Origin of the sequence: Paenibacillus sp. FSL R5-0345 (genome assembly GCF_000758585.1) — a bacterium.
In the GTDB taxonomy this organism is placed as follows: Bacteria; Bacillota; Bacilli; order Paenibacillales; family Paenibacillaceae; genus Paenibacillus_AQ.
The window spans coordinates 3,478,994-3,494,043 of sequence record NZ_CP009281.1 but is presented as its reverse complement, the minus strand read 5'-3'; the positions used below and the strand labels follow the sequence as shown (position 1 = coordinate 3,494,043).

6 protein-coding genes are annotated in these 15,050 nt (G+C 43.6%); all 6 read right to left on the bottom strand.

Features of this window, described 5'->3' with window-relative positions:
- Positions 1-320 precede the first annotated feature (320 nt).
- Positions 321-5,927 (bottom strand): golvesin C-terminal-like domain-containing protein, encoded by a 5,607-nt coding sequence (locus R50345_RS15360; RefSeq protein ID WP_042127923.1) that lies wholly within the window; start codon positions 5,925-5,927, stop codon positions 321-323.
- A gap of 298 nt (positions 5,928-6,225) precedes the next feature.
- On the bottom strand, positions 6,226-7,434 hold the full coding sequence (locus R50345_RS15355) for an SGNH/GDSL hydrolase family protein (RefSeq protein ID WP_042127921.1): 1,209 nt from the start codon (positions 7,432-7,434) through the stop codon (positions 6,226-6,228).
- 17 nt (positions 7,435-7,451) lie between these two features.
- On the bottom strand, positions 7,452-9,668 hold the full coding sequence (locus R50345_RS15350; RefSeq protein ID WP_042132201.1) for an FAD-dependent oxidoreductase: 2,217 nt from the start codon (positions 9,666-9,668) through the stop codon (positions 7,452-7,454).
- 99 nt (positions 9,669-9,767) lie between these two features.
- Entirely contained in the window at positions 9,768-11,390 is a 1,623-nt protein-coding gene (locus tag R50345_RS15345; RefSeq protein WP_042127919.1) for a response regulator transcription factor, read from the bottom strand.
- Positions 11,390-13,129, bottom strand: a complete 1,740-nt coding sequence (locus tag R50345_RS15340; protein WP_042127917.1) for a sensor histidine kinase — start codon at positions 13,127-13,129, stop codon at positions 11,390-11,392. The genes R50345_RS15345 and R50345_RS15340 overlap by 1 nt, the downstream gene beginning before the upstream one ends.
- 288 nt (positions 13,130-13,417) lie before the next feature.
- Positions 13,418-15,004, bottom strand: a complete 1,587-nt coding sequence (locus tag R50345_RS15335) for an extracellular solute-binding protein (protein ID WP_042127915.1) — start codon at positions 15,002-15,004, stop codon at positions 13,418-13,420.
- Positions 15,005-15,050: the final 46 nt, after the last annotated feature.

Here is a 15,050-nt window from a genome sequence, read left to right as displayed (position 1 = left end):
AATTTAAATGGTTAGACATAATTGTAAGTTTAGCTAACCCCTAATGTAAGCGCTTATTTAGACTGAATTAGAACAAATTTGACTTGTGAAAAACAGTCCTAGTTTGCAATTTGTGTGTGCTAGGGGATCAATATCTTATAAAGAAACTGTCGTTTGGTATAAACGCTTTTATTAATGAATATTAATTTTTAATTTTATTCACAAACACCTAGGCATGGCGAAAATAGTTCGATTTATCGTTCGCAACAACATAGTTCAATACTAAATTCCAAGAAATAAAAAAGCCGAATGGATCGTTCTCATCCACTCAGCTCATAGGTTTATTTTACAATAATCTGTATAGTATCACTTTCCGTTGTTCCACTTCCATTCATAAACTCACAGCGATATTGATAGATGCCAGGAGATTTCCCTGAAATTTGTGTAGTGGCCGATTGAGCACTTGGTGTTTGTGAAGATAAAGATTGCGTTTCAATAAGCTCGCCATTTTCATATAATCGATACTGTGCTGCGTTCGTGCCCCACCACATATTAGCAGTAATGTTATAGTCCCCATCTTGATCACAGTTGTCACTAGACAACACAGGTTTGCCGGGCTTCGCATCAGTCACGGTGACGGTGTGTGGATCACATGAAGTCGTTCCATACAAATTCGATAACTCACATGTATACACATAGGTTCCATTCGGCTTTCCTTGAATAGGAATAATGGAAGTCTGGGCAGCTGGCGAAACATCCGTGAGTGACTTCGTTTGGATCAATTGGCCATTCTCGTACAGCTTGTACAATGTGCCATTGTTTCCCCACCACATATTCATCGTAACCTCATAATTGCCATCATTTAAGCCTGTCGCAACACCGCTATTATTCGATAATGTCGGTTTACCTGGCACCCCATTTGCAAGCAACGGCAGACTACTGGAATGCCGTTCGAACTTGACTGCATCAGCCCTGGTATAAATCATATCGGCAGGTAGAGTTGGCGGATCTACCGTTGTCGGAGTAACCCTTGTTAAACGAACATACTCGCTGCCGTCTCCAGTAAAGTCGAACGTTCCTAGATTAACCCAACCCGACGAGCCAACGGTTGCATCGATATACGTGACCTCGGTAACCGACTGATGCTTTACTTCCACTTTGACATAATTATCATTTGCCGTCGTATGGACGAGCTTGTAGATGGAGACCGTATATTTCCCCTCTGGAAACTGTCCTTTCCACGTCGCGGATGATCCTTGAACGGTAGAGTAACGGGATTTCACACCAATTTTGTATCCGGATAAATTGCTTTGACTCCAAGACCCTTCTGTCGTGTACAACCCAGTCGTATTCGTGCTGTCGACAATAACCGTTAAGTCCCTGATCGCAATTGTCAAAGGCGGTGTTGTTAAGGTCAACCCGTCAATCGTTACAGTGGCCCATACCTCAATGTGATCCTTTTCCCCGTCGAGACTTAGAAGGGTCAACAAACCGCTACTGTCCACTTCAGCCAGATCGGTTCGATCAACGAAATACTGCACATTTGCCTGTGATAGATCACCAATCAGACCATTATCCAAATAGCCGGTTACGCTTAGTTGTGCGGTTTGAGTCATCTGCAGTTCGTTCCGATTCGACAGGATCACCGCAGACTCCAATTGCGGTATCTTGTTCGGGTCCACCCACATCATCGCATCGGCAACTACCCGTGACTTATTGGTCTTATTGGTTAATTCCACGTACCCACTATCGCCTGCTGCAAAAGGATAAGCACCCAGGTACACCCAAGTCCCATTGGCCACTGTCTCATCTACGGTAACCGTCTCGGAGCCTCCGCTATAATAAACGGTAAATGAGGCATTCGTTGCCCAATTTTCACTAGCAGCGGTTATTTGCGGAAGCTTATAGTACACACTGTAAGTAACACTTTCCGGCAGCTCAGGTCGCCACTTAATTCTACTTGTCGCTGTGCCGGCAGTCGATTTGGTATACACATAGTTATCATAGTAATAGTCGTTAGCCGTTGTATCCCGTATCCAGACGCCTTCTGTCTCTGCCTCCGTATTATCCACAATGATAGATGAACCCTCCTGCCAATCCGGTTGAACTGGAGTTTCGGTTACCTGATCAGGCAGATAGAGTGTCCGCTTGCGGGTCTGTTTCCCGTCCGATTCCACATAATAAGTGAAGGTTTGGGATAAATCGTTTACCCGTATCGACCATTCCATCGGATAGATCTTATCTGGAATGGTTGTATACGTAGCCCCGCCATCCAAGGAATAATGGATCGTCGCTGGTTTCGTCGTTTTTGCCTGCACATAAGCATCGTAGGCCGTTTCGTCGGGCTTGACGATCAGCATGCCTTTAACCGCATCTATTGGACTGTGGATATCGAAGAAATAGCTTGCATCCGATGTTTCAGCAGTTCTGACCTGGTGCAGCGGCACTTCAATGTTGAGTCCTTCCACAATGATAGCGGTTATTCCCTTGCTTGAAACCGTGGCTTGAATGATTCCGCCACTCATAACCGCTTGCTCTGGTGTGCCATTGTCGCGGATGATGGTTACGGTATAATCCTGTGCCGGGTTGAACCCAATGATTTGCGCATTCAATTCGATCGGAGTCTGAACTTCAGCTGCCGATTCGTTGCTTAACCCGATGTAGAATTTATTCCCGCTCTCTCCCGTTATCCAATTCAATTGAGAATGGTTGGTCTGAATTATCCCCTTAGGCATCCAGAGCCAAACGTTGGAATTACCGTAAAAATGACCTGGTTTATTTCCATAGAGGTGATATTTGAACCATAGAAAATTAGTTTCAAATACAGAAGGAAATGTAATACTTCCATTCGATTTCAACGATTGTTCGCTGATCAAATAATCCATCGTTTGCCCGAGCTGTCCCGGTATATGGTGATAATAGATGGATGTAGCCCCGCTTGGGCCTTCCAGAGGAAACTCCGGTTCAAGTTGACTAATGGCGAAGCCCTTATAGTAATAACCTGGATAGCTGGAATATCGTCCGATGACTGCATTATGAGCAATATCCTGCAGCAATTTATCGCCTGTATAGAGCGACAATCTCAGCATGAATGGAGCTTCCTGAGCATTCATCCGATAATAACCAGTTGTACTTCCCGCTTCAAACGTCAATCCATTGGGAGAGACAAGCCAACTATCCGCTTGTACGCCTCCGGCTACATCTTCTGGGAGCTTGATCCGAGGATATTGATATTTACCACTCTCCGGCCAATGGAACGACTCCGCGTAATTATACGTCTCAGGCTGCGGAATCGTAACGGCACCTTCTGGAACCGGACGAGCAACGAACATCGTTGCATACCGTTTGGCTTCTTTATAAGCAGCATTCAAGTATTTGGGATCCTGAGTTTCCTCGTAAAGCTCCAAGATCTCCATCCACAGCTTGCTATAATAATAAATGAATTCATTTTTACTCACATTTACGGATGCAGGTGTATCAATATGCTGCATGATATAGCTGTCGGCTGCATCCTTGGCAGCCTGTAAATACTGCGCATCTCCCGTCATACGATACATCATAAGGGGCTGAATGACAGGACCCCGGTCTTTCTGGTCAGGATCACGCACGAGGTACTCTTCCTGTGCCAGCGCTCCAATTCCTGCCGTAGTCCCCATCATCTGATTGACAGCGGCTACGCTAGAAAAATCAAATGGCAAGGTTGCCATTTTCCATAACGACGGCACACCGTATACTGGCTTCTGCGTCGGCGACCAACCTATACCATTTCGCGATAAGCCATACTGGACGGACGGCAATGCTCTCGTATCGTAAAGCTGGTCATCCCCAGTCAAATAGTAAGCCCCCAAAAGAACCGCATTCGAGCTTGTTCGAACACTATCCTCGTTTTCGATGTCAATAAAGCCCTTGGCACGGCTCCACCATCCGCTGGGTGACGGGACATAATCAACAGAGTCATCCCCTTGCGGCTCTATCTTAAGTAAATCGATCATATTGAACATTGCATCAGTAAGCGACAGATCTGATACATTTTCCCGGTATGCGGAATAACCGTACTCATTGCGAAGAATATCCACGTAGGACTCATACAGATTGCTTTTTTGAGCGATTAGTCCCATATGAAATTTATAAGTGCTTTCTGCGGCCATTTGCGAATAAGTCCCTAATTGAGGAGCATACAAGATTGGCTGCACGCTGCCTTCATTGTTGACAAGGCTCATGCCAAGCCTTTGTTTCGTAACACCTCCCGTCGGTTCAAATTCAACCTGAAGCTCATCCGAAGGTACAAATACCCCATACGTCAATGGATTGCCCGAACCGTCATTCTTTTCAACCAGACTCATTGGAGCGCTTAGCTCCCTTAAGCTTGTTGATTCCACCGAACCTACCATTTTGGCGTGTGACCTGAAACCATTTAATACTTCATTGACACCAGAGATCTGCTCTGTAGTGAAAGACTGATAGCCGATCACGTAATTGCCATCCCGGCGGGGTGTAAAAGCGAAGGAAATATCAGGTTTGTCTCCTATCATAGACCAGTTCACTTGTAAATCGTAATCGCTTCCTTGTGAAGAATCGGTTAATATCGCCGTGTGGCTGTCAGGGAAATCAATCTCGTCGAATGTAATCCAGCGTTTGTTCATCGTATCGTAGTAATTGGTTAGACTCCCCGCATTCCCATCCATTAAGACCCATTGCTCTTCAAGTCTTTCCGCCACATTATTGACAGGCACCCAGTTCCCCGTATCCGTGTCCTTGTAGAACATATCACGAACGATGGATTTGCCACCATCCCAAGCTGCTTCATAGAAGGTTACTTTGTAGCTGGCATTCTCGATGCTGCCTTTTTCCGTGTAACTGAGATTCGCCAATGTACGGCTACGCAGCGGAGGCAACGGCGGAGCTTGCTGCCGGATATTCCCTTCAAACTTGACCGCATCGGCCCGCGTAATGATCTTTCCGGTCGTAGGTTGCGTTCGAGTCAGTCTGACAAATTCGCTATCATCACCACTGAAATAATAGGACCCCAAATCAACCCATCCGGCCGATGGGCCCGACGAGGGCCTCAGATCCATAAACATGACATCCGTAATTCCATTGTGAACAATTTCAATTTTAACATTACTGTCTGCTTTATCGGCCCAATCAAGCTTGTTGAATGAAATTTTCGCCGTCCCTGCTTCCAATCGCGGATTCCATGTGATGCTTCTTCCTACTGCGTCGGTAAATTTGGAACTGGAATTATTATATCCCTTCACTCCCGTACTTGTAGTCCAATAAGGAGCGGAGAACCCGTTATTTGCGTTATCTACATCAGTGGTGACGACATCATCAATCGTGATGCTTCCATCATCAATGATGATCGTCTTATGCGGCTCTTTTTGCTGAATATTCCCTTCGAACTTGACCGCATCAGCTCGCGTAATTATCGTGCTGGTTGTGCTGGTAGACCGAGTTAATCTAACGAATTCTTTACCAACTCCGGAAAAATAGTACTCTCCCAAATCAACCCATCCCGCAGGAGCACCAAATGAAGGTCGCAAATCCATATAGAGAACATCGGTCGTTCCATTGTGGACGATTTCAATTTTTACATTGCTATCTGCTTTATCTTCCCAGTTAAGTTTGTATAACGAAATTTTCGCCGTTCCCGCTTCCAATCGTGGATTCCAGGATATCGCTCTGCCTGCTGTACTCGTATATTTAGAACTGGAGTTATCATATCCCTTCACCCCTGTACTTGTGGTCCAATTCGGAGCTGAATATCCGTTGTTCTCGTTACCCACATCAGGTGTCACAACATCATTGATCGTGATGCTCCCGTCATCGATGATAATCGTCTTATACGGTAAGGGCTCCGCGTATGCGGCCCTTATTCCGACTAGGCTGAAAGGAACTAATATCGTCACGATGAAAACGATTAAGAAAAACAGCTTCCTTTTTATCATACAACTCACAGCCTCCCTTGTGTTGATAACGCTTTCAAAATAACGTTGCCCTCCTTTGTTCGAAGATCGTAAAGAAGCAATTAGCCTTATCCTTCTGGCTTAAGCCCGCTTTGTCGGTTTTATCATAGCATGTTACAGAACTGTGAAATTTCTTTGATTTTAAGAATTTCTTATAAGATTTTAAGCAAGAAGAAACGACTTTGTCGTCCTTTAAAAAAGAGACCTACATCATAGCTGCCCGCTCAACTGCAGTCAGTTATGATGTAGGTCTACCAATTGTACAAATCCTAATGATTAATTATAATGGCGGCTGCACTAATAACAACTTCCCAAGCTGAATCACCGTTTGATCATACCAATCTGGATGCTGCCTAACGTGCTCTCTACTTCTTTCATTGCCGCATGCTTCAAACACGGCCGCTTTGTCTGTCTTCTCGGTATCGATTTCAAAGCGAACCGTATGTTTTCCATTCGGGAGCTCCGGCAAGAATACATACTGATTTCGATTATGATCGTTGTGTAGTGTGAATCGATCGATAATAAAGGGTTCCCCACCATCCACCGACACCTTCAATCTGCCAGAATCAGGCCCCCCGATATCGAATAACCCGATATGGGTGCCCTCGAACTGCACCGTGATAGCCTCTCCAGGATCGACTGCTCGCCATAGGCCGGGGAACAACCAATTGTACTCGCGCACTAAAGCAGATTCATCGGGCGTCATGTAAGACCATTCTGCGGAAAAAGTAGTAAGACTATCCAGTGACAGCATGGTCGCATACTCCCAAGGATTAGCCGGAACCAACGGATTCTGAGGTAAGTGATGTACTAACCTTCCCTGATGAACTCTGAGTTCGATAATGGCCTCAAATGACCGGGTGATCGTATCCGTGTAAATCTGGTGGCCTTCGGGAATAGTCGGATGGATCGAATCATGTGTAAAAACAACGGCTCCAGAAATGGACACGTCTTCCCTTGAGGTGAAAACAAGTTTTCCCTCCGACACCAAGTGACTGACCGCTACGCCCAGATGAATCGAAGGAATACCATAATAGTCGGCCACTTCCTCTTGCATTAGAGCCCCCTTCTGGTATTCCCCAGATTGAAATAAGGCCACATCCCGCTCCTTCAGCGTATAAACGAACAGGATATCGGTAAACCGGCTCCGCTTGCGGATCTGACGGACAATCCCTTCGATCCGCGCCTTGGATTCGGGATCTCCGCCATCGTTACCGACAAATTCAACAAATACTAGATCAGGCCGATGACGCAGTACATCTGTCTCCAAACGGGCACAGCCCAAATCCGATCCTGTCCCATTAATGCCTGCATTCACAGAGCGGATATCCGCCTTAGGATATTTCTCACGAAGCCAATCCGCCGTCATGACCCTGTAGCCTTCAGAACGAGTATTACTGCCGCCGAAATAGACGATTGTTACGGTATCCCCATTTTCCAATTTCTGAATTATATTGGGGAGCCCATTACGAGGGAATAATTCCTTCATTGTGACTTCACCTGACCTCATTTATCAATTTTAGGAGCAAACAATTTTACTGCAAACACTTCAAAATAAGGCGAACCATACGTTGCGCAGAAATTAATCCGGATTCGGGTTACACGTTTCGCATCCACCTTATGTTTATTCAACGTGAGATAATTCCCACGAGTTATGATTGTCCTCTCGGTTCCGTCTTCTAAGGTCAAGCTCATATCATAATCTTGGATAAGGGACTCGATCGGGTCGTTGAAATGCTCCAAATCCAACTGTGAATTGAAAACAAGATGGATTTCGTCTACATTTTTGGGGCTTGCAAAACAGAATTCCAACCATTCCTGTTCTTCCGTACGTTCAGAAATCCAGCCGTTCGGTAGACCATAAGGTCTGGAGAAGCCGTTGACGACATTCTCGGGATTATACATACTCTGTGACGGTAACAGATCCTTGAAGCAAATGCTCTTATTGAATTTTTTCAGCCTGGACGGCTCTTCCGGCCTATAATGGAAGCTGACCGCTCCTGTTATTTTTTCTTCGTTGCCGTAGACGGCAAGGCTCGTCGTTCCTTCCAATACGATGTAGATTTTGTCGTCAGCCGGTTTCTTGCAGCCCAAGTTTAGCGTAATCCAGTCGTCATGACCGGCAGCAATAACCAAGCGGTAATCTTTCAACTCGCTGGTAGGAATGTAGTTTTCTTTACGTTCCCCGCCAAACAGCTTCACATGCAAAGTTTCCGAATGCTCGGACCTATTTTTAATTTTGATCCGTACACTTTCAGCCACGGATGTCTGAATCGGCAAAACCAAACATAACCCTTTCTCCAAGGAAATCTGTTCGGTTGGATGAAGATTATCATAGCTGCGCTGAGACGATGCACGAATAGTTAATCCGTCAGCGAAGTAAGGATTCAATTCCTCTTGAAGCCCTACAATCGTTTGGCCATCTCGAAGCAGCAGCCCCTGAAGCTCCTCCATATGAGATTCGATTATGGCTGCGGGGTCTATATCATATTTCAAGCATAAAAAAGCAGCCGTTCCAACCGCCTGCCCCATACAACCGCAGGTTGCCATTACCCTAGTAGATCCGAAAGCCACATGGGTAGCACTTATGTTGCGACCAGCAAACATGAGATTAGGAATATTTCGTGAATATAAACTGCGGAAAGGGATATTGTACAATCCTGGCACGAAATTCCATGCTGTAGCTGGCCCCTCATCGTAGATGCCCTTATTCGCATGTAAATCCATATACCATCCACCGACGGATACTGCATCTTCGAAATGCGGCTTTGCTGTAAGATCGTTCTGAGACAACATGTGGTCCCCTATGAACCGCCTCGACTCCCGCTTTCCAGGAATCGGGCATACATAATCCAAGATGAGATTGTCTACATCATCAAATTCGCCGCTATTTTTGATATAATCCCAAATCCCGTACACCAATTTCCGCAGTTCCAATGCGATGTCTTCATTATTCTTGATAATATCCATATGTCCACCATATTCCAGCCACCACAATCCGCCAAGCCCATTGATTTTTCTTGGTAAAGCCCGATGGTTTAAGCCTTTTCTGATACTATCGAAAAAAGCCAACTTCGTAATATCATACGCAAAGCCAGGCCTTTTGAATGGAACGGAATACTCTACGTCACGGGCTTGAAACAGGATCGTATCGCCCATGGTGTAATGGTCCGCCACTTCAGGAGCCAATTCTTCCTTGTATTCATGCTTCGCTTCTCTCCCCCAGCGGAAGAGAGCACCTGCTTGATATCCGACAACTCCATCTCCGGAGCAATCGATGTAGATTTGGCTTTCGAAACGAAATTTTCTTTCGGAAGCCAGTTGAAGGCCCTCGACCCATTTAATTCTGCCTTTCTCCATGCCCGTTTCATGCACGCATGTATTCAGAAACAGAGAAATGTTAGGCTCAGCATAAACCATATCCAACAAGACCGTATCCGAAAGCGAAAGCATAAGCTTCTTGTTGTATAACGGATTATAGTGAAAAATCTTCAACTTGAGTTCTTCCACCAATCCGCCCTCGCGTGCATAATAGGATGGACTGTTTCCGAGATATGCTGACCCGTTGATATGAACTCGGACCTCGCTGCTCGCATTTCCTCCAAGAACCGGCCGATCATTAATAAGTGAAACCTGCAGCCCTTGGCGTGCGGCAGCAATGGCAGCGCATATCCCAGCAATACCTCCGCCTACGACGGTTACATCTGCTTTAATAAGCTCCATTTTGATAACCTCCATGATTAGATCCTTCTATCATGGTAAGCCTTTTGATGCCCTTTTTTTTACACGATTTCGCGAGAAATTTATACATTTTTTGCAACCTTATTTGGATTCATACCGTGTCATTTTTATCCGATATTGCTTAGGCGTATCACCCGTATATTCTTTAAATAATTTGCAAAAATAACCTTCATTCACAATTCCTACTTCCTCGCACAATTCCAATATAGAATAATCCTGAACATTTAATAGCTCGAGAGCTAAGTGAATTTTTTTGCGGTTGATGTAGCTGATAACGCCCTCATTCATTGTTTTTTTGAATAAGCTGCTAAAATACGATGGAGCTAAATTCACTTCCTCCGCAATCGCCTCGAGCGTTAATCTCTGTTTCAGATTTTTCTCTATAAACCGCATAGCACTCATGATTTCTATACGATGTAAAAGTTGGCCAGCGTGTACATATTCGAATGTGAAGTCGCCAATATAGGCAAGTTGCTCCCGAAATGTCATGAATTTTAGGGGAAACTCTGATGCATCCGTGGTCAACGAGTTCCCCGATTTAAATTTCGCAGTTATGTCTCTGTACAAGCCTTGAAGCATAGGTGCAATGATGGACTTATGAATTTTATAATCCATCACAAATTGTTTTAAAGCAGAGAGTTCTTTCTCCAGCGCTTCCTTGGAAGCTTTCCTTTGTAACCATGTGAGAAAATCAGCCAGTTTCAGTTGAAAGTCCTCCTTTTTGTCATTACGGTAATGGAACCGATGCATGGGTGTTTTGACTACTTTCTCTTCATGATAGTAGAAATCCTCACTCACGTTATTAGCTTCCATATAAGCTTGTTTGATGGATTCCCACCCTCGGTGCGGACCTCCAAAAGCTACGGATACCCTTTGATTCAAATATTGATGTAAATGGGAAACAATCTGACTGCCCAATGAATGGCAAGCAAATTCCGTGTCCATATCGCTGCGATTATTTTCCCAGGAAAGAAAACCAATAAAACGATTATCGGATAGATCCGCAGCTACACCTCTGCCACCGTTCACCACAGTTTCTTCAATTATATTCGTAATCGCATATTTCAAGATGTTTTGATCAGACGCTGAATAATCGTTTCGGAAACTTTCATACAGATTCATTTCAACAATGAAGCAGCAGTAGTTCGCTTCAAAGAAATGGAATTGCATGCGATTGGCAAAATCCGATGCCCGATGAGAAGGAATTTCGCCTCTGATAAGCTCGTTAAAAAATTGCTTGCGGACTCTATATTTATTTTCAAGTACGGATACGTTTAACGATTGAAATTCCGCTTCTTTTTTCTTAACCTCATTTAAAATCCCGGCTGCCTTATCTAAAGCGCGATCTAAATCTGCTTCCCTGAGCGGAACCTTAACAATGTACTCCAATACGTTGGTTTGAATCGCTCTCTGGGCGTATTCAAAGGATGAATAGGCGGTCAAAAGAATGTATTGGGTATGGGGAAGCTTTGGTTTTAGCTGCTCAATCATGGAAATTCCATCCATTCGCGGCATAACGATATCAGATATCACGATATCCGGCTTAAGCTTCTCTATCTCCTCTGTCCCCTTCAGCCCATTATTCGCTTTTCCCACTAAATGAAATCGCTTATCCCTATGGGAGAGTTCGTTAAAAAACAATTCCAATCTCTGAATGATTAGATCTTCGTCGTCAACAATGAAGCAGGTGTAGTCTCTCACCATCATGCATCTCCTTTAAACGAGCCTGCTGGGAATAAGGCTTGAACACGGGTTATTTCCTTAGGTATGCTTATGATTTGGAGCCCGAACTGTTCACCGTAGTGAAGTCTGATTCGGTCATGAATATTATTTAACCCGATTCTTTTCCTTTTCACTTCCACATCACTCGGTTCTGATATCAAAATATGCTTTATTTTATCAGTTGGAATTCCCTCGCCTTGATCCACTACTTCTATGATGACGATGCCGCCCTCCTTGTACGCATGAATAGTAATAGGGCCTTCGATCCCCCCTCCGTTATAACCATGGAAGATACTATTCTCCACAAGGGGCTGCAGCAGCATTCGAAAAACTGGGAAATCTATTAAATCTGCTTCGATATTTTCAATCAAGTGGAAGTTCCTGTTATAACGGATGTTCTGGATTGCGATATAGTCCGATACATTTTGCAATTCCTGACGTAGTGATACCTTCTCCGAAGCATCAGCTATCCCATATTCCAATATTGAAATGAGAGACTCGATCACCACATCTACTTTCTCTATTTGTCCAAGTCGTATGACATTGCTGATAGAACCAAGCGTATTATACAGAAAATGAGGGTTTATTTGAGACTGAAGCACTTGGATTTCAAGCTTCCGCTCAAGTTCATTATGTAGCTCTGCTCCCCGTATCAGTTCCACAATTTGATGCAGCATACGATCGAATGCTCGGGAGAGATCTCCAAACTCATCGTTTCGGTTAATCGATATTGTAGTTGTGAGGAGGCCTTGCTCCACCCGCTTCATTTTTGTTTTGAGCGCATAGAGAGGGGTCCTTATATATTTAGCAATAAAAAAGGAAATGAACAGACTTAAGAGAAGACCTGCAGCTAGAAGCCCGATATAATAGGTTTCCAATCTGGACAAAGCAGCTTTCAAGCGTGATTCATCGTTGATCGAGATGATGGTCCAGTTGAATTTCTCAGTGGGTTTTTTCAGAAGGGAGACTGGAATACCATCCTTGGTATGTAGTTGAAGGCTTGTTTCTGTAGTATCCAGAATTTGTTCCGCTGACGTTTCACCGATTGAAAAAGTATGATCTTGAATATTCATGGGTCCTTTATTTTCCGAAAATCCGGCAATGATTTTTCCCGATGCGGTGATTAGAGCCAAATCCATTTGTTCTTTTTTATTAATCTTGAACAAGGTTTCTTCAATGGCATTTAGATCCAAATCTACAGCAATGGCCATAGGAAACGGAGCACTGTTCAGATATCGAACCATCGTAACTGTCCAGCCGGAATATTTAGATTTGTAAGGATCACTGACAAATGTAGTCCTTCTATTCTTGTCAGCCGCATTAAACAAAGGTTCTCTTTCAGCTAAAGGTTCATCGAATATTCGGGTAGGTGTACTCCCGCCTAGAATGGATAAATCGCTTTTGATCAAATAAATATTACTGACGTAATTACTATTGAGTTCATACAGCTCTCTTAATTGCTTTTTAATCACTTCTGTATTGTCAATGTTGGCTTTCACCGATGTTTCGACCGAGAACAAGATCGTCTGAAAGGAGGAAAAATTAACTGTGAAATACTGATCTACCTTGTCTAGTATTTGGTTAGTGTAATAAATGTCAGTTTTTCTTATTTCCTTTTGGACATAGTGATAAGACAATTGACTTATCAAGATTATGCAGCTTAATACAAATGCAAAAACGATAAAAAATAATTTTAAAGGCAAGCTGATTCTTCTTCGCATCTATCATCTTCCTTTTAAATCTGTATTAAACAAATAATAGCATATGATAAGAAGAAACGCCTTCGGCGTCCTTTTTAAGAACGATAAGCGTTTCTTCGAAAAATAGAAGGAGAAAGTATAAAGTAAAGCTTACACTCTCATATATTTCAATAAAGAGAGGGGCTATTTATAGCCACTCTCTTTGTTTAAAAGTTAAGAATTTATATGCTTCGCGCATAAATGTTCCTTATCTTTCTCGCTGAAACGGTACCGTCCTTTAAAAGGACGCCGAAGCCGTTTCTACTTGATTTACTTGATTAAGCCCGCTTCTTTAAATTGTTTGATTACTGTGTCCTTATATTTCTGCATGTCAAACTTGGTATCCAACGTATTGAGGAAATTCTCCCAGTTAGAAAGAGGATCTTTTCCTGTCATAAATTTGACCAAACTTTCATTAATGAAACGTTGGCGGTCAGCTGCCAATGTATCGTTCGGGTCTTCAGTCAATAAATTCCCGGGCAAAGTAGGCGCCACGTATTTCTGATTATTCTCAAAAGCTTCTGCCGTCTTAGGATTCTGGAAGCTGAAGTACTCAGCATCATCACCACGACGCGGCATTCTATAATGGTCAACCCATAGGTACTTTTCTTTCATTTCCTTTGATATTTCGGAGGTTTTATTCTTGATCTTGCCGTCCACTAAATCCCAATGAATTCCTTTAATTCCGTATGCAAAATTCGGATATGCTTCTTTGTCCGTAAAGAGATAATTCAGCATGGACAAGATCCGAATGATTTTGTCCTTATCCGCTTTCTTGGATATCGCCCATGAATTGCCTTGGAACGATTTTCTTTCAACAATTTGATCACCATAAGGACCTATCATTGGAGGAATGACGATCCATTCCGGCACCTCTCCACTGATTTCTTTCATTTTCTGCTGATAATCCGGTTCCAGCCTGCGTGCATCTCTTATCATGAAGCCAACTTTACCCTTAAATAACTTTTGGTCCAACAAATCGGGAGTATTCATTGTCACCCAGTCTGGATCAACAATTTTGGCTTCCATCATTTTATTGATATAAGCGAGAGCCTCTTTCATTTTTGGGTCAGTATAAAGGAACACCGGTTCATTGTCTTTCACATCAATGGCTGATGGAGGATTGACGCCAAACATCCACATCAAACTATCGAAGCCGTAGGTTTGCAGATTGCCTTCTTTATTCATGCCGCCTATGAATCCGTAAGTATCGTTTTTGCCATTACCGTCCGGGTCTTTCTCTGTAAAGGCTTTCATAACTTCGAATAACTCGTCAGGTGTGGTTGGCACTTCCATATTCAGATTTTTCAGCCAGTCATTGCGAATGAAGAAGCTTCGACTGATACCATTTACATTATCATAACCTGGAACCCCAATGGTTTTTCCTTGATAGGACATCGCCTCCCAGGAGTCGTTGCTAAAACGTTTCTGTAATTCAGGAAATTGATCCAGATACGGTGTCAAATCCGCAAGAACGCCTTGGTCATAATATTGCGCAAGATCAGCCCGGCTCTTCAAGAAGATCAAATCTGGAATATCTCCTCCGGCTATGAGCGTATTTAATTTAGTCGTTGCTTGACCTGATTGAGGAATCATCATTTCCAAGTCGATATTTACTGCTTTCTCCAACAATTGGCGTTGGATATCTTCTTCACGGGGAGGAATCGGAGCGGCAGCATTGAAAGTGCCTTGGTTAAACATCGAAATTTTCAATTTGGTTTCAAAAGGACTAGACTGGCCTTGTGAATTACCCGTAGCTGACGATGCAACCTCTTTTTTGTCCCCACATCCTGACAATACCGTTCCCACACCGACCATTGCTGCCAGAATAGCAAATGTAATCGCTTTACGTTGCATAATGACCTCTCCTTTGCTTCTATATTATCACGGTTTCCCCGTAACA

Excerpts from the sequence above, each read along its gene's own strand:
- R50345_RS15360 (WP_042127923.1), bottom strand. The coding sequence starts at position 5,927 with ATGATAAAAAGGAAGCTGTTTTTCTTAATCGTTTTCATCGTGACGATA.
- R50345_RS15355 (WP_042127921.1), bottom strand. The coding sequence starts at position 7,434 with ATGAAGGAATTATTCCCTCGTAATGGGCTCCCCAATATAATTCAGAAA.
- R50345_RS15350 (WP_042132201.1), bottom strand. The coding sequence starts at position 9,668 with ATGGAGCTTATTAAAGCAGATGTAACCGTCGTAGGCGGAGGTATTGCT.
- R50345_RS15345 (WP_042127919.1), bottom strand. The coding sequence starts at position 11,390 with ATGGTGAGAGACTACACCTGCTTCATTGTTGACGACGAAGATCTAATC.
- R50345_RS15340 (WP_042127917.1), bottom strand. The coding sequence starts at position 13,129 with ATGCGAAGAAGAATCAGCTTGCCTTTAAAATTATTTTTTATCGTTTTT.
- R50345_RS15335 (WP_042127915.1), bottom strand. The coding sequence starts at position 15,004 with ATGCAACGTAAAGCGATTACATTTGCTATTCTGGCAGCAATGGTCGGT.